We start from the raw sequence: 20595 nt of genomic DNA, 5'->3' as shown, positions 1-20595 counted from the left end.
GGCGGGACCGGCGGTCAGACGTTCTGACCGCCGGTCACCTGCATCCCCTTGCCGGCTGCGACGGTGGCCGACGTGCGGCGGCCGACCGACAGCCTGCGCTGGACCCAGCGGGCCAGCAGTTCGAGCAGCAGGTTGATGACGACGAAGACCAGCCCGACCACGAAGTACATCTGCAACGAGTTGTCGAGCAGGTTGCGCACGCGGTTCGTGATCTCGACGACGTCGCCGAGGGACACGAGGACCACGCTGCCGAGGGCGGTGTCCTTCAGGACGACGATGAGCTGGCTGATGAGCGCCGGCAGCATCGCGCGCACGGCCTGCGGCAACTGGATCTGGCTCATGACCTGTCCGGGGCGCAGACCGATCGCCAGCCCGGCTTCGACCTGCCCCTTCGGCAGCGACTGGACGCCGGCCCGCACGATCTCGGAGATGATCACGCAGTTGTAGAGCGTGAGGCCGGCGACGAGCACCCACAGCGATCCGGGGTGGGCACCCACGGTGCGCAGCACCACGTCGACGAACAGGATCGTGACGACCACGGGCAGACCGCGCAGCAGTTCCACCAGTGCGACGAGCGGCACCCGGGCGGGGCCGGGCAGCAGGATGCGCAGCGCGCCGATGAGGAGCCCGAGCACGATCGAGGCGAGGATCGCGAAGAACGCCGCGCGCAGGGTGACCGACAGACCCCGCCCGAGCAGGGTCCACAGCGGGGAGAAGTCGGAGTTCGACGGGTCGACCAGCGGACCCCACTTCTGGGCGCTCAGCTGCCCCTGCTGGCCCAGGCGGGCCAGGACGAGGGCCAGCACGCCGACGAGGAGGACCGCGGCGACGATGCTGCCGATCCGGGTCCGCCGACGGGCGACGGGGCCGGGGGTGTCGAAGAGGACTGCCGTGGGCGCGCTCACCGGGCCACCGCCAGCTTCCGTTCGGTCAGGTGCAGGGCCAGGGCGGCCGACAGCGTGATGACGAGGTACCCGACCGCCATGCCGGTGATGATGGGCAGGCGCGGCAGCCCCTGCGCGCTCACGAGCCGCTGGTAGACCGCGAAGAGGTCGCCGCCGACGCCCACGGCGCCCGCCACGGCCGAGTTCTTGATCATCGCGATGAGGACGTTGCCCACCGGGGGGACGACCGCCCGCAGCGCCTGCGGCAGGACCACCTCGGTGAGCGTGAGGCGGAACGGCAGGCCGATCGCGCGGGCGGCCTCGGCCTGCCCCGAGGGCACGGTGGCGATGCCGGACCGCACGGCCTCGCAGACGAAGGCCGCCGTGTAGACGATGAGGCCGCAGACCGCGAGCGTGTAGTTGGATGCCTTCACCGCGAAGGCGGCCGGGACGGCGAACACGAAGAAGAACAGGACGATGACCAGCGGCGTGTTGCGCACGAGCGTCACGTAGACGGTGCCGACGCCGCGCAGCACGGGGACGGGGCTGACGCGGAAGACCGCGAGCACCGTGCCCAGCACCAGGCAGCCGACCGCGGCCCACGCCGCCAGACCCAGCGACCGCAGGAACCCGGCGGCGAACAGGTCGAGGTTGTCGATCACGGGATCCAGGGGGATCGCCTCCAGGAGTGCGTGCGGAGGGGTGGGCGGTCACCGTGGCGACCACCCACCCCGTCAACGGGTCAGGCGCAGGCGTCGGCCGTCGGCAGCGTGGGCAGTTCGGTGCCCTCGTACTTGCCGGCCGTCGCCTTCCACGCCTCCTCGTACGAACCGTCGTCGGACATCTCCTTGAGCGTGGAGTTGATGAACTCGCAGAACTTCGTGTCGCCCTTGGTGATGCCGATGCCGTACGGCTCCTCGGTGAACTGCTCGCCGACGAGCTTGAACGCGTCGTTCGACTTGGCGACGAGGCCGGTGAGGATGACGTTGTCGGTCGTCACCGCGGCGACCTGACCGCTCTGCAGCTGCGCCGCGCAGTCGCTGTACCCGGCGAACTCCACGAGCTGGCCCGGGTCGGCCAGGTACTGGCGGATGTTCTCCGCGGGCGTCGAGCCGGTGACCGAGCAGATCTTCTGGTCCGGGTTCGTCTTCAGGCTGTCCGGGCCGGTGATCGTGGTGTTGTCCTTGGCGACCATGATCTGCTGGCCGGCGACGTAGTACGGACCCGCGAAGGTGATGCGTTCCTTGCGCTTGTCGTTGATCGTGTAGGTCGCCACGACGAGGTCGACGTCGCCGTTGGCGATGAGGTCCTCGCGCTGGGCGCTGGGGGCCGGGACCCAGCTGATCGCGTCGGGGGCGACGCCGAGCTTGGCGGCGATGTACTCGGCCACGTCGACGTCGAAGCCCTCGGGCTTGTTCTCGAGGTTGGCCTCGCCGAACCCGGGCTGGTCGAACTTCGTGCCGATGGTGATCTTCTTGGCCGACGAGATGTCGGCCATCTTCGTGCCCGCCTCGAACGAGGCGCTGGCCTCCGCGGTGGGCTGGTCGGCGGCGTCCTCGCCGGACAGCTGACCGCCGCCGCCGCCACAGGCGGTGAGGGCGAGCAGGGTGGCGGCGGTGCCCGCCAGGGTGAGCGATCGCAAGGACCTCATGGGGTGGATTCCTCCGGGGGTGGGGTGCGGTCGGGCTCGGTGGGTGCGAGGGGTCTCACGGGGTTCCGCGGGTCAGTGGGTGAGGATCTTCGAGAGGAAGTCCTTGGCCCGCTCGTGCCGCGGGGCGGTGAAGAACGTCTCGGGATCGGTGTCCTCGAGGATCCGGCCGTCGGCCATGAAGACGACGCGGTCGGCCGCGCGGCGGGCGAACCCCATCTCGTGGGTGACGACGACCATCGTCATGCCCTCCTTCGCGAGGGAGGTCATGACGTCGAGGACCTCGTTGATCATCTCCGGGTCCAGGGCCGAGGTCGGCTCGTCGAAGAGCATGACCTTGGGGTCCATGGCCAGCGCGCGGGCGATCGCCACGCGCTGCTGCTGGCCGCCGGAGAGCTGGGCCGGGTACTTCGCGCCCTGGTCGGCGAGGCCGACCCGGGCGAGCAGCTCGTCGGCGCGGCGGCCGGCGTCGGCGGCGGAGACGCCGCGGACCTTCGTCGGCCCGAGCGTCACGTTCTCCTTCACGGTCTTGTGCGCGAAGAGGTTGAACGACTGGAAGACCATGCCGACGTCGGCGCGCAGCCTGGCCAGCGCCTTGCCCTCGGCGGGCAGGTCCTTGCCGTCGATCGTGATGCGCCCGGCGTCGATCGTCTCCAGGCGGTTCACCGTGCGGCACAGGGTCGACTTGCCCGAACCGGACGGACCGATGACCACGACGACCTCGCCCTCGGCGATCGTCAGGTCGACGTCCCGCAGCACGTGCAGCGCGCCGAAGTGCTTCTGCACGCCCTCCAGGCGCACGAGGGGGCGGCGGTCGGGCCGCGGGGACGACCCCGGGGCGGGTGACGGCTGAGGGGCCTGCGCCTGGTCACTCATGCGGCTGGACCGTACAGGAGCTGCTCAGCCTGTCCACCGAAACGCCACGCGGGTGGTGGGATCGTGACGAGATGGTGACTCCCGGGGGGTCTCGCGCGGTCACCTAGACTGGCCGGTGATGAGCACGACGACCGCCCCCGCCCAGCCGGACGCCCGTCGCACCTACCAGGTGCGCACGTTCGGCTGCCAGATGAACGTGCACGACTCCGAGCGCCTGTCGGGCCTGCTCGAGGACGCCGGGTACGTGCGCTTCGACGAGGCGGGCGGCGAGGGGCCGGTCGAGCCCGACGTCGTCGTCTTCAACACCTGCGCCGTGCGCGAGAACGCGGACAACAAGCTGTACGGCAACCTCGGTCACCTGGCGCCCGTCAAGGAGCGCCGCCCCGGCATGCAGATCGCCGTGGGCGGGTGCCTGGCGCAGAAGGACCGCGGCGAGATCGTCCGCAAGGCCCCGTGGGTCGACGTCGTCTTCGGCACCCACAACGTCGGGTCGCTGCCCGTCCTGCTCGAGCGCGCCCGGCACAACGCCGAGGCGCAGGTCGAGATCCTCGAGTCCCTCGAGACGTTCCCGTCCACGCTGCCGACCCGCCGCGAGTCGCCCTACGCGGCGTGGGTCAGCGTCTCGGTGGGCTGCAACAACACCTGCACGTTCTGCATCGTCCCCGCCCTGCGCGGCAAGGAGAAGGACCGCCGGCCGGGCGACGTCCTGGCCGAGGTGGAGGCCCTCGTCGGCGAGGGTGTCCTCGAGGTGACGCTGCTCGGGCAGAACGTCAACACGTACGGCGTCGAGTTCGGGGACAAGCTCGCCTTCGGCAAGCTGCTGCGCGCCACGGGCGGCATCGAGGGGCTGGAGCGCGTCCGCTTCACCAGCCCGCACCCCTCCAGCTTCACCGACGACGTCGTCGACGCCATGGCCGAGACGCCCAACGTCATGCCCAGCCTGCACATGCCGCTGCAGTCCGGCTCCGACCGGGTGCTGAAGGCGATGCGCCGCTCGTACCGGCAGTCGCGCTTCCTCGGCATCATCGACGGGGTCCGCGCGCGCATCCCCGACGCGGCCATCACGACGGACATCATCGTCGGCTTCCCGGGGGAGACCGACGAGGACTTCGAGCAGACGCTGCACGTCGTCGAGCAGGCGCGCTTCTCCAGCGCCTTCACGTTCCAGTACTCCCCGCGGCCCGGCACGCCCGCGGCGACGATGGGCGACCAGGTGCCCAAGCACGTCGTGCAGGAGCGCTACGTGCGCCTGACCGAGCTGCAGGACCGGATCACGTACGAGGAGAACGCCCGGCAGACCGGCCGCACCCTCGAGGTGCTGGTGGCCGAGGGCGAGGGGCGCAAGGACGCCGCGACCCGGCGGCTCTCGGGCCGCGCGCCCGACAACCGGCTGGTGCACTTCTCCGTCCCCGAGGGCACCTCGCTGCGTCCCGGCGACGTCGCCACGGTGACCGTCACGCGCGGGGCCCCGCACTACCTCGAGGCCGACGACCTCTCGTCGTTCGCCGTGCGGCGCACCCGCGCCGGCGACGCGTGGGAGGCCCGCCAGGCGCGGCCGGAACCCGAGGTCGAGTCCGGCCCGCGCCCGGTGGGCCTGGGCATGCCGTCCCTGCGACCTGCCTGAACCGCTACTTCGACGGCGGGACCGACGGGTCCGGCACGGGGTCCGGGCCGGGCGTCGGGCCCGGGTCGGGCATCGGGGGCGAGCCCGGCTGACCCGGGGTGGGCACCGGGCTGGGCGGGGCCGGGACCGGGGGCGGTGTCGGGATCGTCATCGAACAGGTCCTCTCATCGGGGTGCCGTCGGAGCTGACGCCGCCGCGCATCCGGGTGCCGCCACCCTCCATCGGGGAGACCGGGGCCTGGTCGGCCGCGAGGTCGACGCCCTTGCGGGCCAGGTCGCTGACCTTGCCCACCGTGTCGGCGAACCGGCCGTCGGTGCGGGTGTTGACGAACTGGCCCGCCTTGCCGATGGCGCCGCCGGCGCGGCCGGAGTGCTCGGCGGCGAAGGAGCCGGCCTTGCCGCGGGCCTGGTCGGCCAGGTGCAGGGCCTGGTCGGCGGCCTCGCCGATCTTGACCTTGAGGAAGTCGATGGTGCCCACGGGTCTCCTCCTGCGTGCGTCTGGGGTGCACGGATCGTCTCCGATGCTCTGCCACCATGACGCCGTGGGCCAGTCGAACGTTCCTGTCGTGGCCGTCGTCGGCCCCACGGCGTCGGGCAAGTCCGACGTCGGGGTCGCCCTCAGCCGGCTGCTGTCCGAGCGTGCGGGCACGCCCGGGGAGGTCGTCAACGCCGACGCCCTGCAGTTCTACCGCGGGATGGACGTGGGCACGGCGAAGATCACTCCCGCCGAGCGCCGGGGCGTGCCGCACCACCTCCTCGACGTCCTGGACGTCACGCAGACGGCCGAGGTCGCGACCTTCCAGTCCTGGGCCCACGCGGCCTTCGACGACGTCGCGGCCCGCGGCGGGGTGCCCGTGCTCGTCGGCGGCTCCGGCCTCTACGTGCGCGCGGCCCTCGACGACCTGCGGTTCCCGGGCAAGGACCCCGACGTCCGTGCCCGGTGGGAGGCCGAGCTGGACCGCGTGGGGCCGCAGGCGCTGCACGGCGTCCTGGCAGGACGGGACCCCGCCGCCGCCGCCGCGATCCTGCCGTCGAACGGGCGCCGCATCGTGCGGGCGCTGGAGGTCGGGGAGATCACCGGCGCCCCGTTCGCCGCGTCCCTGCCCGAGCAGACGTACCGCCGCCCCACCCTGCAGGTCGGCCTGGCGGTGCCGCGCGAGCAGCTCGTCGCCCGGATCGACGCCCGCGTCGACCGCATGTGGGCGGCCGGCCTCGTCGAGGAGGTCCGGGCCCTGGAGGCGCGGGGGCTGCGGGAGGGCCGCACGGCGGGCCGGGCGCTCGGGTACGCGCAGGTCCTCGACGCCCTCGACGGCCGCACGACGCTGGAGGAGGCCCACGAGCTGACCGCCCGCCTCACCCGCCGCTTCGCCCGCAAGCAGGACGCCTGGTTCCGCCGCGACCCCCGGGTGCACTGGCTGCCGGCGCCCGACGGCTCGGACCCCGAGGACCTGGCGCGGCAGGCGCTGGACCTGCTGCCCGTAGCATCGGCCGCGTGACCAGCGAGATCACCTTCACCAAGGGCCACGGCACCGAGAACGACTTCGTGCTGGTCGCCGACGCGGACGGCGCGTGGAACCCCGCCGCCGACGTCGTGGCGTGGCTGTGCGACCGCCGGGCGGGCCTCGGCGCCGACGGGCTCGTCCGCGCCGTGCGCACGGCCGCCGAACCCGCTGCGGCGCAGTGGGCCGGCGAGGCCGAGTGGTTCATGGACTACCGCAACGCCGACGGGTCGGTCGCCGAGATGTGCGGCAACGGCGTCCGCGTCTTCGCCGAGTTCCTCCTGCAGCAGGGGCTGCTCCCGGAGGCCGCCGCGGCGGGGGAGTGGTTCCCCGTCGCCACCCGCGCCGGCGTCAAGCGCCTGCGCCGCGAGGGCGAGGGCGCCTGGACCGCCGACATGGGGACGTGGCGGATGACCGGGGGCCAGGGCGCGCTGGCGGCGGGCTCGGACGCGCTCGTCCACGTCGAGGGGCTGGACGGCGTCGCCCGGCCGGCGCTGTCGTTCGACCTCGGCAACCCGCACACCGTCGTCGCGCTGCCCGACCGCGGCGAGCTGGCCGCCGCCGACCTGACCCGGGCCCCCCGCGTGGAGCCGGTCCCGCCGCAGGGCACCAACGTCGAGCTCGTCGTGCCCGTGGACACCATCGACCTTGACGGTGACGGGGACGCGGACATGGGTGACGTGTCCATGCGCGTGCACGAGCGCGGGTCCGGGGAGACGCGCTCGTGCGGCACCGGCGCCTGCGCCGCGGCGCTCGCGACCCGCGCCTGGGCCGGCGAGGGGGCCCCCGCCGTGTGGCGGGTCCGGGTGCCCGGCGGCCGGCTCGTCGTGACGGTGGGTGCCGGGTCGACCCTCACCGAGGGGACCGTCTGGCTGTCCGGCCCCGCCCGCCTCGTCGCGACGGGGACCGTCAGTCTTCCCGGCTGACCGTCAGGACGCGGAACCCCTTCGACGTCGTCGCCCGCTCGGTCCGGGTCCCCGGCAGGACCCCCGACGCCAGCCAGGTCTGCAGCGAGTCCGCCCCCAGGTTCTTCTGCACCACCAGGTGCGCCCGGCCGCCGGGGGCCAGGCGCGGCAGCCACTGCAGGAGCAGGGCGTGCAGGGCCTCCTTGCCGATGCGGATGGGCGGGTTCGACCACACCTCGGTGAAGCGCAGCGCGGGGTCGACAGCCTCGGGCAGGCTCGCCCGCACGTCGACGCCGAGCCGTTCGGCGTTGCGGCGCAGCAGGTCCAGGGCCCGCTCGTTGACGTCGACGGCGTGCACGACCTGCCGGGGGCGCAGCAGCGCCAGGCTCAGCGCGACGGGGCCCCAGCCGCACCCGAGGTCGAGGACGTCGCCGGTCCGGTCCGCGGCGCCCGGGTCGTCCTGGAGCAGCGGCAGCAGGACGGCGGTGCCCTTGTCGAGCCGGTCCCCGCTGAACACCCCGCGCGCGGTCTCCACCGTGACGTCGCGGCCGGCGAGGCGGACGGTCAGGTCGCGGCGCTCGTCGGCCGTCGCGGGCCGGGCGGTGAAGTAGTGCTGGGGATCGGACGCGGCGTCGTTCTCGGGTTCTGGCGCGGGCACGACGGGCAAGCGTAGGGCCGCCGGGCGGCGCGGCCGGCCCGTGGCCGGGACACGAGGACGAAATAGCGTCGCCGTCCTGACCGTTGACTGAGACGCTGGGTGCAGCACGGAGCAGCACCAGCAGGACGACCGAGGAGGTCCATGAACCAGCGCCACGTCTCCGCGACGGAGCAGTCGACGGAACCCACGACGGGCCCCACCCACGACGGGCGCGACCAGGAGTTCGACCGGGCCATCGCCCGGATCCTGCGCGGCCACGGGGACTCGCAGACCGGGGTGGCGCAGGAGGTGCCCGAGGACAGCGCCGACGGTCACACCGCGTGGGACGGCGACCAGCTCGACCTCGCCGACCGCCGGGCCCTGCGCCGCGCGGCCGGCCTGTCCACCGAGCTCGCCGACGTCACCGAGGTCGAGTACCGGCAGCTGCGGCTCGAACGCGTCGTCCTGGCAGGGGTCTGGTCCAGCGCCGACTCCAACCGGGCCGAGGCCGAGGTCTCGCTGCAGGAGCTGTCCGCCCTCGCCGCGACGGCCGGGTCGGACGTCCTCGCCGGTGTCCTGCAGCGCCGGTCCACCCCCGACGTCTCGACGTACCTCGGGTCCGGCAAGGCCGAGGCGCTCGCCGAGCTCGTCGCCGCCGAGGGGGCCGACACCGTGGTCTGCGACGGGGAGCTGTCGGCGTCCCAGCGTCGCGGACTGGAGGACATCGTCAAGGTGAAGGTCGTCGACCGGACGGCCGTCATCCTCGACATCTTCGCCCAGCACGCCAAGAGCCGGGAGGGCAAGGCCCAGGTCGAGCTCGCCCAGCTCGAGTACCTGCTCCCGCGCCTGCGCGGGTGGGGTGAGTCCATGTCCCGCCAGGCCGGTGGTCGCGTCGCCGGCGGTGCGGGGATCGGGTCCCGCGGTCCCGGTGAGACGAAGATCGAGCTCGACCGCCGCCGCATCCGCGGCCGGATGGCCAAGCTGCGCCGCGAGATCAAGGGCATGGGCACCGCCCGCGTCGAGAAGCGCTCGCTCCGGCACGCCCGGGCCGTCCCGTCGGTCTCCATCGCCGGGTACACGAACGCCGGGAAGAGCTCGCTGCTCAACCGGCTCACCGGGGCGGGGGTCCTCGTCGAGAACGCGCTGTTCGCGACGCTGGACCCGACGGTCCGGCGCGCGCAGACCCCCGAGGGGCGGCCGTACACGCTGGCCGACACCGTCGGGTTCGTCCGCTCGCTGCCGCACCAGCTCGTCGAGGCCTTCCGCTCGACCCTGGAGGAGGTCGCCGAGTCCGACCTCGTCCTGCACGTGGTCGACGGGTCGCACGCCGACCCCGAGGGGCAGCTCGCCGCCGTCCGGGGCGTGCTGGCGGACCTCTACGTCGAGCGCGGCACGCCCGCGGTCCCCGAGCTCGTGGCGGTCAACAAGGCCGACGCCGCGGACCCGGAGGTCCTGGACCGGCTGCTGCGCAAGGAGCAGAACGCCGTCGCCGTCTCGGCGCGGACGGGTGCGGGCATCGAGGAGCTGCTGGCGCGCATCGCCGAACAGCTGCCGGTGCCCGACGTCGAGCTCGAGGTGTGCGTGCCGTACGACCGGGGTGACCTGGTGCACCGGGTGCACACGACGGGTCAGGTCCTCGACGAGGAGCACACGGCGGACGGCACGCGCCTGCTGGCGCGGGTCAAGCCCCGCCTCGCGGCCGAGCTCGACCGGTACCGGTTGTCCCGGACCGCCTGATCGGCAGCGCACAGACGCCGTCTCCACAGCCGTGGGGGCGGCGTCGTGCTGTGGACGGGTGGTCCCCGGTGTCGCAGGCGCGGGGGAGGATGGACCGGTGAGCACGACAGCCGGTCCCCCCACCCCCGTCGACGAGGACCCCGAGCTCGGGGAACAGCAGGACGTCGACGGCCCGGAGGCCGCCGCCCTGCTCGACCAGGTCGTCACGGCCCTCGGCGGGCAGCGGCGCGAGGGCCAGGTCCGGATGGCCGAGGCGGTCACGGACGCGATCCGCACCCGCCGGCACCTCCTCGTCCAGGCCGGCACCGGCACCGGCAAGTCGATGGCCTACCTCGTGCCCGCGGTCGCCCACGCCGTGCACACCGACCGCCGCGTCGTCGTCACCACGGCGACGCTGGCCCTGCAGGCGCAGGTCGTCGAGCGCGACCTGCCCCGGCTGGCTCAGGCCATCGCCCCTGCGCTGCACCGCGAGCCGACGTGGGAGCTGCTCAAGGGCCGGGCGAACTACCTGTGCCGCAACAAGCTCGACGGCGGGTTCCCCAGCGACGAGGGCGCCCTGTTCGACGTGGCCGCCCCGACGGGGGAGGGCGCCGGGGACACGGGCCGCCTCGGCCGCGAGGTCGTCCGGCTGCGCGAGTGGGCCACCACGACGACGACCGGCGACCGGGACGACCTCGATCCCGGCGTCAGCGACCGCGCCTGGCGCCAGGTCTCGGTCTCGGCGCGCGAGTGCCTGGGCGCCCAGCGCTGCCCCGTGGCGGCGGAGTGCTGGTCGGAGCAGGTGCGCGCCCGCGCCCGCCAGGTCGACGTCGTCGTCACCAACCACGCCATGACGGCCATCGACGCCATGGAGAACAGCGGGCTGCTGCTGCCCGAGCACGACGTCCTCGTCGTCGACGAGGCGCACGAGCTCGCCGACCGCGTCACGGCCGTCGCCACTGCCGAGCTGTCCGCCTCGGTCCTGCACGCCGCCTCGCGCCGGTTGCGGCGCAGCGCGGGCATCGTCTCCGAGGCCCTCGACGACGCCTCCGTCGCCCTGGAGGCCGCCCTGGACGACGCCCCGCCCGGGCGCCTCGACCGGTGGCCGGACGCGCTGGCCGACGCCGTCGTCGCCGTGCGCGACGCGGCCCGCCAGGCGCTGACCGACCTCAAGGACGCCTCCGAGGGCGCGGGGAAGGAGGAGGACCCCGAGTCCCGCGGGGCCCGGCACCTGGCGCGCGCCGCGGTGCAGGAGGTCTTCTCGGTGGCCGAGCGACTGGCCGCCGACGTGGGCCGGGGAGCGCAGGACAGCTTCGACGTCGCCTGGGTGACCGCCGGCTTCGGCCCCGCCTCCCGCGCCCCCTCCCTGCACATCGCCCCGCTGTCCGTGGCGGGGCTGCTGCGCGAACGGCTGTTCACCGAGCGCACCGTCGTGGCGACCTCGGCCACGCTCACGCTGGGGGGTTCCTTCGACCCCGTCGCCGGGGCCTTCGGCCTCAAGGGCCCGAAGGGGTCGGGGACGCCGTGGACGGGCGTCGACGTGGGCAGCCCCTTCGACTACCCCCGCCAGGGGATCCTCTACGTCGCCCGCCACCTGCCTCCGCCGGGCCGCGCGGGCGCCAGCGAGGCGGCCCTCGACGAGCTCGCCGCGCTCGTCGAGGCCGCCGGCGGTCGGACGCTGGGGCTCTTCTCCTCCCGCCGGGCCGCGGAGGAGGCCGCCGAGGCGCTGCGAGGCCGGCTCTCGACCCCCGTGCTGTGCCAGGGCGACGACCGACTGCCCAAGCTCGTCCGAGACTTCACCGAGGACCCTGCGACGTCCCTGTTCGGGACGCTGTCGCTGTGGCAGGGCGTCGACGTGCCGGGGGACAGCTGCTCCCTCGTGGTCATCGACCGCATCCCCTTCCCACGCCCGGACGACCCGCTGATGTCGGCGCGGTCGCGCGCCGTCGACGCGGCGGGCGGCAACGGGTTCCTCACCGTGTCGGTCTCGCACGCCGCCGTCCGGCTCGCCCAGGGCGCGGGCCGCCTGATCCGGGCCACGGGGGACAGGGGGGTCGTCGCGGTGCTCGACTCCCGCCTGGCCACCGCCCGGTACGGGGGGTTCCTGCGCGAGTCCCTGCCGGACTTCTGGTCCACGACGTCCACGGACACGGTCCTGGCCTCGTTGCGGCGGCTGAGCGGGTGACGGGAACCCCGACCCCTGGCGCCGGGACCGGCGCTCCGTGGCATCCTCGGGGGGTGGCCACCGTCGGCTTCCTCCACTCCGCGCACGCGCACGTGCGCACCTTCAGCGATCTCCTGGCCGAGCGTGACGACACCGTCACCGGCCAGCACCTCGTCGACACCGGACTGCTGACCGCGGCCCGCACGCACGGCGTCGACAGCGTGCGTCCGGCGCTCGCGGACCGGCTGCGCCGGCTCGTGGCCGAGGGCGCCGACGTCGTCGTGTGCACGTGCTCCACGCTCGGCCCGACCGCCAAGCAGGTCGGCGCCGAGATGGGGCTGCGCGTCGTGCGCGTCGACCGTCCGATGGCCGAGGCCGCCGTGCTCGCGGGGCGGCGCGTCGCGGTCGTGGCCTCCCTCGACGAGGCCGCCGCCACCCTCATGCCGCTGCTGCACGAGTGCGCGGCGACCACGGGGCGCGCGGTGGAGTTCGTCGAGGTGCGCTGCACGGACACCTGGTCGGCCTTCGAGGCCGGCGACCTCCTGACCTACACCACGGGGGTCGCCGACGCCGTGCGCCGGGCGGTGCTGCCGCTCGACCCGCCCGTGGACGTCGTCGTCCTGGCCCAGGCGAGCATGCTCGACGCGGCCCCCTTGCTGCGCGACCTGCACGTGCCGGTGCTCACCTCGCCGCGACTGGCGATCGAGGCGGCCGTCGAGCTGGTCCAGCCCGTGCGCTGACCCCGCCGGGGCTGGTGACCGGCGGGGTCGGGCCGTCAGAGGCTGCGCAGGACCGCGGTGACCTTGCCGAGGACCGTCGCCTCGTCACCGTCGATGGGCTCGAAGAGCGGGTTGCGGGGCAGCAGCTTGACGTGACCGTCCTTGCGCTGGAACACCTTCACGGTGGCCTCGCCGTCGATCATGGCGGCGACGACGTCACCGTTGTCGGCCGTGGGCTGCTGGCGCACGACGACCCAGTCGCCGTCGCAGATGGCCGCGTCGATCATCGACTCCCCGACGACCCGGAGCATGAAGTGCTCACCCGCGCCGATGAGCTGGGCGGGCAGCGGGAAGACCTCCTCGACGAGCTCCTCGGCCAGGATCGGGCCACCGGCGGCGATGCGACCTACGAGGGGGACGTACGTCGGCGTCGGTCGGCCGTCGTCGGCGGTGCCCTCCACCCCGGAGATGAGCCCCCACCCGAACTGCGGGGCGGGCGTGACGACCTCGAGGGTGCGCGGTCGCCGGGGGTCCTTGCGCAGGTACCCCATCTTCTCGAGCGTCTTCACCTGGTGGGCCACGCTGCTCGGGCTCGTGAGCCCGACGGCCTGCCCGATCTCGCGCATGCTCGGCGGGTACCCGCGCGACTCGACGCACTCCTTGATGGCGTGCAGCACGCGCCGCTGGCGGTTGGTCAGGCCGTCGCGCACCACCGGGGCGTCCGGGAACTCGTGGACCGTCCCGAGGGTGCCGGCGTCCTCGCCCGCTGCGTCCGTCGTTCCGTCCAGCGCGTCGGCCACGTCCTGCTCCTGTCTGCGGTTCGCCCGGGCCGGAGGTGCCCCGGTGGCCGCCACGGTAGCCAGCGCGCCCGCGATGATCAAACACGTGTTCGAACCGGCGTGTCGTCGGCGGTCGCGGCTCTGTCGCGCGGCCCCGCCGGTGCCTAGGGTCGGAGCATGTGCCGGAACATCCGCCAGCTGCACAACTTCGCCCCACCCGCCACGTCCGAGGAGGTGCAGGCCGCCGCCCTCCAGTACGTCCGCAAGGTCGCCGGGACGACCCGCCCGTCCGCGCGCAACCAGGAGGCCTTCGACCGGGCCGTCGCGGCCGTCGCGCACGCCACGGCCCACCTGCTCGACGACCTCGTGACGAGCGCGCCGCCCAAGGACCGCGAGGTCGAGGCGGCCCGGGCCCGCGAACGGGCGGCCAAGCGCTACGCGTCCTGAGGGGCGGACCCTCGCGCCCGCCGCGCGTCCTCGCAGGTCAGGCCGTCTGTCGGAGGTCGGTGGCAGCGTCTGTCGGCGTCACCCCCTCGCCCGTCCCGGGCGTCGGGGGTTGCGCTCCACCGTTCGAACGGTGGTAGAACAGACGTGCCGGATCGAACACCCGTTCGACCAGGCGCCCCCGAGATGGAGGTCCACGCTCGTGAGCACCACCGCCCTCGCCCCGTCCTTCACGGCCCCCGCGCCGTTCACCGGCGGCGCCCGTCCGGCCCGCCGGTCCCGGCCCGTCCGCCGTCAGCGCTGCGCCCGCCCCGTCGTCGAGCGCGCCGCCGTGCGGACCGCCGCCCGTCGCCCGCTGCGGCTGACCCGCCGTGGTCGTCTGCTCGTCACCTGCACGGCCGCCACCGCCCTGACCAGCGCTGTCGTGGCCGTCACCGGCGCCTTCACGGGTGCCTCGGCCGGGGTCGACCGGGCGCCGGCCCCGGTCGTCGTCACGGTCGCCCCCGGTCAGACGCTGTCGGCCATCGCCGCCCAGTGGGCGCCGTCGGAGGACTGGCGCGAGGTCGCCGGCGACATCGTCCACCTCAACGACCTTCCCTCCATGACGCTGGAGGCCGGTCAGCGCCTCACGATGCCGAGCCGGCCCGACCGGGACTGACGTGGAGTCCCCGGTGCCCACCCCGCGCCCGGACGGCTGTGTTGCTGTGAGCGCCCGCCGCGACGTACGGTCGAGGCTGGGCCACAGGACTCGAACGGTCGCGGGGGAGGAAGTCGGGGTGCACTGCCCGTTCTGCCGGCACGAGGACTCTCGTGTCGTGGACTCCCGCACGACCGACGACGGCACCTCCATCCGTCGTCGGCGCCAGTGCCCGAACTGCTCCAAGCGGTTCACCACGGTCGAGACGGCGAGCCTCACCGTGGTCAAGCGCTCCGGTGCTCCCGAACCCTTCAGCCGGGCCAAGATCGCCTCCGGCGTCCGCAAGGCCTGCCAGGGCCGGCCGGTCAGCGAGGACGACATCGCGCTCCTGGCCCACCGGGTCGAGGAAGCCGTCAGGGCCCAGGGCGCCGCGGAGATCGACGCCCACCAGGTGGGACTGGCGACGCTGCCGTTCCTGCAGGAGCTCGACGAGGTCGCCTACCTGCGCTTCGCGTCCGTCTACCAGGCGTTCGACTCCCTGGCCGACTTCGAGAAGGCCATCGACCGGCTGCGCGCCGAGCGCGAGGCAGGCCTGAGGGCCGTCACCGACGACGCCGCGCGGCCCGTGCCCACCGCCGGCTGACCGGGCCGGTCCGGCACACCCCTGCGCGCGGCGCCGTCCCGCCTGCGGCGATGATGGACGGATGCTCGATCCGGCGTCCCTCTACTCCTACGAGGGTGAGCGCCCCGCCCTCGTCGAACCTCCGCTCGTCGTGGCGCTGTCGGGCTTCATCGACGCCGGCGCCGCCGTCCGGCAGACCGTCGAGCACCTGCTGGCCACCTGCCGCCACGAGGTGGTCGCCACCTTCGACGTCGACCAGCTCCACGACTACCGGGCGCGCCGCCCCACGATGACCTTCGGCGGGCAGAACTGGCTCGACGTCGAGCCGCCGCGGCTGCGCCTGCTGCGGGTCTTCGACGAGGAGGGTTCCTCGCTGCTCCTGCTGACCGGCCCCGAGCCCGACGTGCAGTGGGAACGGTTCTGCGCCGCGGTCTGGCGCATCGTCGACGAGCTGGGCGTCGGCCTGGTGACGGTCCTGTCCGCCGCGCCCACCGCGGTCCCGCACACGCGTCCGTCCGGGGTCACCGCCAGCGCGAGCCGTCCCGAGCTCCTCGAGGGGTACCGGACCTGGGACGTCGAGGCGCAGGTGCCCGGTCACGCGTCGGCGCTGCTGCACCTGCGCGGGGCTCAGGCCGGGCGCGACGTCATCTCCGTCCTCGCGCACGTGCCGCACTACCTGGCGGGCAGCGACTACCCCGACGCCGCGGCCGTCCTCGTCCGCACGCTGTCGGGGGCCACGGGCGTCGCCGTCGACGTCACGGCCCTGCAGGAGGCCGCGGCGGTCACCCGCGTCGAGGTCGACCGGCAGGTCTCCGAGTCGGCCGAGGCGGCGTCGGTCGTGACCGCGCTGGAGGAGCAGTACGACGCCTCCGGTGACGAGGGGCGCGGGACCAGCGCCGCGTCCGCGTTCCTGCCCACGGCCGACGAGATCGCCGAGGAGTTCGAGCGGTTCCTCGCCAAGCGGGACGAGGACTCCGGTCCGGAGTGAGCCGGCCCGGAGGCGCTCAGGCCCGCGCGCTCGCGCCGTCCGTGCCGACGCTGCCGCCCGTGGCGCCCGAGACGTGGTGCAGCAGGGCCTGACCGTAGGCGTCGGAGGCGTCGCGCGCCTCGAAGGCGTCGGCGCCGTCCTCGTCCAGCAGCAGCACCCGGTACAGCGGACCCTCGGCGTCCGCGCGGCGTTCCAGCCGGGTGAAGCGGTCGCCGAGCAGGTCGCGCAGCTGGTGCTCGGCCGGCAGCCAGCACGCCTCGGGCTGGTCGACGGAGTCCAGGGCCCACTCCGTCGTCCCGTTGAAGCCGATGACGCGGCCGGTCGGGTGGTCGTGCACCTCGACCGTCATGTCGGACAGCGTGAAGACGTCGGCGTCCATGTCCCGGTGGGGGATGACGAAGCGGTCCCCGGAGGCGGGGTGCCACGCCAGGCCGGCGTCCTTGAGGCGCAGGGCGAGGTCGAGGGAGATCACCCGCCCAGCATGGACCCCCGCCGCACGCCCCGTCGTGCCGGAACGGCCCGGGCACGGTAGGAACGTCCACCATGGACGCCAGCTCTCTCGACCTCGACGCCGCCCGCGAGCGGCTCCTCACCATGCAGCGCGACCTGCAGACCACGATCGACGACCTCGTCGCCCGGCTGGAGTCCGGCAGCACGCCGGACGCGGCCGAGGGCGGTCAGGACGCCGGCGACATGGGCGCCCACGAACAGCAGGCCGCCGAGAACGAAGGCCTGCTGGAGGGTGCGCGCCGGCGCCTGGACAGCGTGCACGACGCCCTCAAGCGCATCGAGGACGGCACCTACGGCGTCTCGGTGGTCTCCGGGGAGCCGATCCCGCCCGAGCGCCTCGAGGCGCTCCCGGACGCGGCGACCCTGGCCGGCGAGAAGCTCTAGCGCACGGTCACCCGGTCCCGGTGGTCGTCGGCGGGCAGGTCCCCGTCGACGACCGCCAGCACCGACATCGAGTCCAACCGCACGTCCCCCGCGGTCGTGAGGAAGGCCGTGTCGGCCGCGTCCCGGCCGGCGCTGATGCGGACCAGGGACGCGCGCGGCGCCAGCCGGGTGGCGTCGACGACCTCCCACGAACCCCGCGGGGCGGCCTCCACGACGGCGTGGAAGTCCATGGGGGACAGGCCCGGCGCGTAGACGGCCACCACCCGGGCGGGCACGTCCAGGGCGCGCAGCAGCGCGGTCGTGAGGTGGGCGAAGTCGCGGCAGACGCCCTGCCGGTCCACGAACGTCTCCAGGGCGCCGTCGGTGGGCGTGCTGGACCCGCTGACGTACGCCGTGCGGGCCCCCACCCACTCCGCGACCGCCCGCGGCAGGTCCTCGCGGGGCACCGCGGCGAACTCCGCGGCGGCCGTGCGCGCGAGCCGGTCCGAGGGGCAGAACCGGCTCGGCCGTGTGAACTCCCAGCGCTCGGCCGGCGTCAGGGGCGTGGGGTCGCCGCTCTCCGGAGCCACCGAGGCCTCGTAGGCGACGCTCACGTCCCCGGCGGGCAGGGTGGTGTGGTGCAGCACCGTCCCGTCGGGCAGGACCTCCGCGTCGACGGCGACGGGACCGTCGGGCCCGGTGACGGCGAGCTCCTCGGATCGCACGGGCACGCCGGGGCGGCGGGCGACGGCGACGAGCAGGCTCGCCTCGGTCGGGCGGTCGGCGTGGAGCTGCAGGTGGACGCGGACGGAGGTGCTGGACACGGCACGATCCTGCCCGAGTCCCCCGGGCCCGGCGCCGCGAGGTGCGCGGTGCCGTCCGGGCTCCTAGCGTGCGAGCCGTGCGCATCGTCATCGCCGGAGGACACGGGAAGATCGCCCAGCTGCTCGGCCGCCTGGCCGTCGACCGCGGGGACGAGGTCGTCGGGATCGTCCGCAACCCCGGCCACGTCGCGGACCTGAGCGCCCTGGGGGTGACGGGGGTGGTGCGCGACCTCGAGGGTCTGACGGCCGGGTCCGACGGACCGGACGTGCTCGCCGGGGACCTGCGGGGCGCCGACGCGGTCGTCTTCGCGGCCGGTGCGGGTCCGGGCAGCGGGGCCGCGCGCAAGGACACCGTCGACCGGGCCGCCGCGGTGCTCCTGGCCGACGCCGCCGAACGGGCTGGTGTCCCCTCGTTCCTGCTGGTGTCCTCGATCGGCGTGGACCGCGTCCGCGACGGGGCGACCCCCGAGGACCTCGACGAGGTGTTCGTCGCCTACCTGCGGGCCAAGCTGGCCGCGGAGGAGGACCTGCTGGCCCGCCCGGGGCTGCGGGTGGTCGTGCTGCGCCCGGCGGGCCTGCTGGACGACCCCGCCACGGGCCGCGTGCGGCTGGACCCGGCGGTGGACGGCGGCACGGTCCCACGGGCCGACGTCGCGGCGGTGGCGCTGGGGTTGCTGGACCGGCTCGTGGCGGACGGGTCCCCGGCCCGCGTGCTGGGGCTGGAGTCGGGGCAGACCGCCGTCGCGGACGCCGTGGCCGGCGCCTGAGGTCCCGTCAGCCGAAGGCCCGCCGCGCGTAGGCGAGCGCGAACAGCAGCAGCGCCACGAGGGCGGTCCGCAGGGCGCGGCCGGGAGTGCCGCGGTGGGCCCGGGTCGCCCGCGCGTCCGACCGCAACCACCGGGACGGCACCCGGTCCAGCACCAGCCCCAGGGCACCCGCGAGCACACCCCAGACGACGCCGACGCCGAGCACGGCGGGCACCGTCAGGAGGAGCAGGACGTGCGGGACGGGGGAGCCGTCCCCGCCCGTGCTGCCGGCGCCGACCGCGGCCACGGCCTGCACGAGCAGCCCCGCCGCGGCGAGCGCGAGGAACTCGCTGTCCGTGGGCGGCCGGGGGACCCGGCGCAGGAGGACGGCGAGGAGCCCGGCGCCGGCGAGGGCCACGAGGACGACAGCGGCCGCCGGGACGGCTCCTCCCGTGACGGGCAGGCGTTGCCCGAGGGCGGCCGCCCCCCACACCGCCACGGCGAACCCGAGGGCCAGCGGCAGGGTCAGCACCCGCCCCGGCCGGCGGTCGGCCGGGCCGAGGATCGCGCCGGCGAACGCCGCCAGGCACACCTGGGCGCCGAAGACCGCCGCGCTCGGCGCCGCGAGCAGGGCCCCGGCACCGAGCAGGAGGACGAGCGGCCGGCGTCCCGTCGCCGGGCCCGGACGCCCTGCGGGAGAACGGGTGACGACGAGGAGGACGGCGGCGGTGACCGCCAGGTCACCCGGACCGGGCGGCGCGGCGACGAGGGCGGCCAGCGCGAGCACGGCCACGACCACGGCGCGACGGGTGCCCACGACGCGTTCGGCGACCAGCCAGGTCCCGACGACGACGAGCGCCGTCACGGCCGGCAGGACGACCACCTCGACGGTCCCGGGAGCCAGGGACCACGCCCGGGCCAGGCCGGAGGACCAGGGCGTGGCCCCCGCACCGGACGCGGTCCCTGCGAACGGCGTGAGGACCGCGACGGCGACCGCGTACACCGTGGCGGCCACGCCGACGCGGTCGGTCCCGGCCCGGCGCCGCAGGGTGCACCGCGCGAGGAGCACGACCGCCGCCGCGAGCACCGCCGCCCGCAGCCAGCCGGGTGAGGGCACGTCGCCCAGCGCGTCCACCCAGGCCAGGGCAGGCAGGGCGAGCAGCGGGAGCCGGGGCAGGGCCGCCCGCAGGGTGCGGGCGGGGCGGCGGGGCCGTCCGCCGGGACGCACCAGGGCGCCCCGGCCCACGACGGCGGCCCCCAGCAGCGCCAGTCCCGCGACCGCGACGGCGGGACCGCCCGGTCGCCAGCCCGCACCGTCGGCCAGGCGGAACAGGCCGGTCCCGAGGACCAGGCCGCTCGCCGCGGCCAGGACGACCCGTCCGACCGGGTCGGGGACCGGGACGCGCAGCAGGTGCAGCACGGGCAACCCCAGCACCGTCACACCGCTCAGCAGGGCGAGGGCGGCCAGCGGCGCCGGCAGCGGGACGCCGAGGACGAGCAGCAGCGTTCCGGCGGCGGCCACCGCGAGCAGCAGGGGGCCGGCACCGGGCCGGACGGGAGGGCGGGGACCGAGCGGGCGGCGGTGGCGTGGGCGACGGCCCCGCGGGCGGCGGTCGGAGGCGCGGCGGGACGCGCGGGTGCGGACGACCTCGAGGCGGTCGGGGTGGGACGTCAGGCCCGCCCCCGACGCCGTGCCGGTCCCGGCGGGCGGGGTGGTGGCGGCCACGGCGCGGGCGGCGCGGTCGCTCGCGGTCGCCGGCAGGGTGGGGTCGCTGCGCGGGACGGGGTAGCGGTCCACGCGGCGGGCTCCTCTCCACCCGGGACGGGGCGGGTCCCTCGTCCGTCGCGTGACGGTAGGAACGCTCCCGTGCCCGCGGCAACGCCGAACGGGTCAGCAGGCGTGACGGAGCGTGGCGAACGTCGCCCGGCCTGCGCAGTGCGGTCTGTTCTGGGACTCGTCCCCGAACGTGGTGGAACCGTTGTGCTGCAGGGGATCACCGCCTGCGGCGTG

At 75.0% G+C, this 20595-nt stretch carries 22 protein-coding genes; 12 read left to right on the top strand and 10 right to left on the bottom strand.

Annotation, left to right across the window (positions count from 1 at the left end; genetic code table 11):
• Positions 1–14 precede the first annotated feature (14 nt).
• The 4 genes from ACFEMC_RS12060 to ACFEMC_RS12045 all read right to left on the bottom strand — a co-directional run bounded on the left by ACFEMC_RS12060 (position 15) and on the right by ACFEMC_RS12045 (position 3408).
• Positions 15–905, bottom strand: a complete 891-nt coding sequence (locus ACFEMC_RS12060) for an amino acid ABC transporter permease (RefSeq protein ID WP_380169860.1) — start codon at positions 903–905, stop codon at positions 15–17.
• Positions 902–1546, bottom strand: a complete 645-nt coding sequence (locus ACFEMC_RS12055) for an amino acid ABC transporter permease (RefSeq protein WP_380169859.1) — start codon at positions 1544–1546, stop codon at positions 902–904. The genes ACFEMC_RS12060 and ACFEMC_RS12055 overlap by 4 nt, the downstream gene beginning before the upstream one ends.
• A gap of 80 nt (positions 1547–1626) precedes the next feature.
• On the bottom strand, positions 1627–2535 hold the full coding sequence (locus ACFEMC_RS12050) for a glutamate ABC transporter substrate-binding protein (protein WP_380169858.1): 909 nt from the start codon (positions 2533–2535) through the stop codon (positions 1627–1629).
• Positions 2536–2607: 72 nt separating this feature from the next.
• On the bottom strand, positions 2608–3408 hold the full coding sequence (locus ACFEMC_RS12045; RefSeq protein ID WP_380169857.1) for an amino acid ABC transporter ATP-binding protein: 801 nt from the start codon (positions 3406–3408) through the stop codon (positions 2608–2610).
• Between the two features lie 118 nt (positions 3409–3526).
• On the opposite strand from ACFEMC_RS12045, the gene miaB reads away from it, so the two are divergent.
• Complete coding sequence (gene miaB, locus ACFEMC_RS12040) at positions 3527–5032, top strand: tRNA (N6-isopentenyl adenosine(37)-C2)-methylthiotransferase MiaB (RefSeq protein ID WP_380169856.1); 1506 nt, start codon at positions 3527–3529, stop codon at positions 5030–5032.
• A gap of 147 nt (positions 5033–5179) precedes the next feature.
• Here miaB and ACFEMC_RS12035 read toward each other — a convergent pair whose 3' ends face one another.
• A complete protein-coding gene (locus tag ACFEMC_RS12035; protein ID WP_380169855.1) occupies positions 5180–5509 on the bottom strand; it encodes an Rv0909 family putative TA system antitoxin in 330 nt (109 codons plus the stop codon).
• A gap of 43 nt (positions 5510–5552) precedes the next feature.
• On the opposite strand from ACFEMC_RS12035, the gene miaA reads away from it, so the two are divergent.
• Together miaA and dapF are read left to right on the top strand one after the other, a co-directional pair.
• On the top strand, positions 5553–6527 hold the full coding sequence (gene miaA / locus ACFEMC_RS12030) for a tRNA (adenosine(37)-N6)-dimethylallyltransferase MiaA (protein WP_380169854.1): 975 nt from the start codon (positions 5553–5555) through the stop codon (positions 6525–6527).
• Positions 6524–7456 (top strand): diaminopimelate epimerase, encoded by a 933-nt coding sequence (gene dapF, locus ACFEMC_RS12025; RefSeq protein WP_380169853.1) that lies wholly within the window; start codon positions 6524–6526, stop codon positions 7454–7456. The genes miaA and dapF overlap by 4 nt, the downstream gene beginning before the upstream one ends.
• Here the strand turns inward: dapF and ACFEMC_RS12020 are convergent.
• On the bottom strand, positions 7440–8093 hold the full coding sequence (locus ACFEMC_RS12020; RefSeq protein ID WP_380169852.1) for a class I SAM-dependent methyltransferase: 654 nt from the start codon (positions 8091–8093) through the stop codon (positions 7440–7442). The two genes, dapF and ACFEMC_RS12020, sit on opposite strands and share 17 nt — an antisense overlap.
• A gap of 141 nt (positions 8094–8234) precedes the next feature.
• On the opposite strand from ACFEMC_RS12020, the gene hflX reads away from it, so the two are divergent.
• From hflX to ACFEMC_RS12005, 3 genes are all read left to right on the top strand, one after another.
• A complete protein-coding gene (gene hflX, locus ACFEMC_RS12015) occupies positions 8235–9809 on the top strand; it encodes a GTPase HflX (RefSeq protein ID WP_380169851.1) in 1575 nt (524 codons plus the stop codon).
• Positions 9810–9996: 187 nt separating this feature from the next.
• Entirely contained in the window at positions 9997–11973 is a 1977-nt protein-coding gene (locus ACFEMC_RS12010; RefSeq protein WP_380176749.1) for an ATP-dependent DNA helicase, read from the top strand.
• Between the two features lie 53 nt (positions 11974–12026).
• Positions 12027–12692: an aspartate/glutamate racemase family protein gene (locus ACFEMC_RS12005; RefSeq protein WP_380169850.1), complete on the top strand. Its 666-nt coding sequence runs from the start codon at positions 12027–12029 to the stop codon at positions 12690–12692.
• 35 nt (positions 12693–12727) lie between these two features.
• Here ACFEMC_RS12005 and lexA read toward each other — a convergent pair whose 3' ends face one another.
• Positions 12728–13384, bottom strand: coding sequence for a transcriptional repressor LexA (lexA, locus tag ACFEMC_RS12000; RefSeq protein ID WP_367637839.1), 657 nt, complete (start codon positions 13382–13384; stop codon positions 12728–12730).
• A gap of 243 nt (positions 13385–13627) precedes the next feature.
• Here lexA and ACFEMC_RS11995 point away from each other — a divergent pair, with 243 nt between their 5' ends.
• The 4 genes from ACFEMC_RS11995 to ACFEMC_RS11980 all read left to right on the top strand — a co-directional run bounded on the left by ACFEMC_RS11995 (position 13628) and on the right by ACFEMC_RS11980 (position 16141).
• Positions 13628–13897, top strand: coding sequence for a DUF2277 domain-containing protein (locus ACFEMC_RS11995; RefSeq protein WP_367637541.1), 270 nt, complete (start codon positions 13628–13630; stop codon positions 13895–13897).
• A 199-nt stretch (positions 13898–14096) separates the two neighbouring features.
• On the top strand, positions 14097–14552 hold the full coding sequence (locus ACFEMC_RS11990; RefSeq protein ID WP_380169849.1) for a LysM peptidoglycan-binding domain-containing protein: 456 nt from the start codon (positions 14097–14099) through the stop codon (positions 14550–14552).
• 118 nt (positions 14553–14670) lie between these two features.
• A complete protein-coding gene (nrdR, locus tag ACFEMC_RS11985; protein WP_380169848.1) occupies positions 14671–15174 on the top strand; it encodes a transcriptional regulator NrdR in 504 nt (167 codons plus the stop codon).
• A gap of 61 nt (positions 15175–15235) precedes the next feature.
• Positions 15236–16141 (top strand): proteasome assembly chaperone family protein, encoded by a 906-nt coding sequence (locus tag ACFEMC_RS11980; protein WP_380169847.1) that lies wholly within the window; start codon positions 15236–15238, stop codon positions 16139–16141.
• Between the two features lie 16 nt (positions 16142–16157).
• On the opposite strand, the gene ACFEMC_RS11975 is transcribed toward ACFEMC_RS11980, so the two are convergent.
• On the bottom strand, positions 16158–16613 hold the full coding sequence (locus ACFEMC_RS11975) for a pilus assembly protein CpaE (protein ID WP_380169846.1): 456 nt from the start codon (positions 16611–16613) through the stop codon (positions 16158–16160).
• Between the two features lie 71 nt (positions 16614–16684).
• On the opposite strand from ACFEMC_RS11975, the gene ACFEMC_RS11970 reads away from it, so the two are divergent.
• Positions 16685–17035: a TraR/DksA family transcriptional regulator gene (locus tag ACFEMC_RS11970; protein ID WP_380169845.1), complete on the top strand. Its 351-nt coding sequence runs from the start codon at positions 16685–16687 to the stop codon at positions 17033–17035.
• Here the strand turns inward: ACFEMC_RS11970 and ACFEMC_RS11965 are convergent.
• On the bottom strand, positions 17032–17838 hold the full coding sequence (locus tag ACFEMC_RS11965) for a transglutaminase family protein (RefSeq protein WP_380169844.1): 807 nt from the start codon (positions 17836–17838) through the stop codon (positions 17032–17034). The two genes, ACFEMC_RS11970 and ACFEMC_RS11965, sit on opposite strands and share 4 nt — an antisense overlap.
• 77 nt (positions 17839–17915) lie before the next feature.
• Between ACFEMC_RS11965 and ACFEMC_RS11960 the strand changes: the two genes are divergently transcribed.
• A complete protein-coding gene (locus ACFEMC_RS11960) occupies positions 17916–18605 on the top strand; it encodes an NAD(P)-binding oxidoreductase (RefSeq protein WP_380169843.1) in 690 nt (229 codons plus the stop codon).
• 7 nt (positions 18606–18612) lie between these two features.
• On the opposite strand, the gene ACFEMC_RS11955 is transcribed toward ACFEMC_RS11960, so the two are convergent.
• The gene (locus ACFEMC_RS11955; RefSeq protein ID WP_380169842.1) at positions 18613–20382 is read right to left on the bottom strand and encodes a hypothetical protein; all 1770 of its coding nucleotides are present in this window, start codon (positions 20380–20382) and stop codon (positions 18613–18615) included.
• Between the last annotated feature and the right edge of the window lie 213 nt (positions 20383–20595).

Origin of the sequence: Kineococcus sp. DHX-1, from assembly GCF_042473625.1 — a bacterium.
Classification (GTDB): Bacteria; Actinomycetota; Actinomycetes; order Actinomycetales; family Kineococcaceae; genus Kineococcus.
Note: the sequence above shows the minus strand (reverse complement) of the source record. Positions and strands in the feature narration are given on the sequence as shown.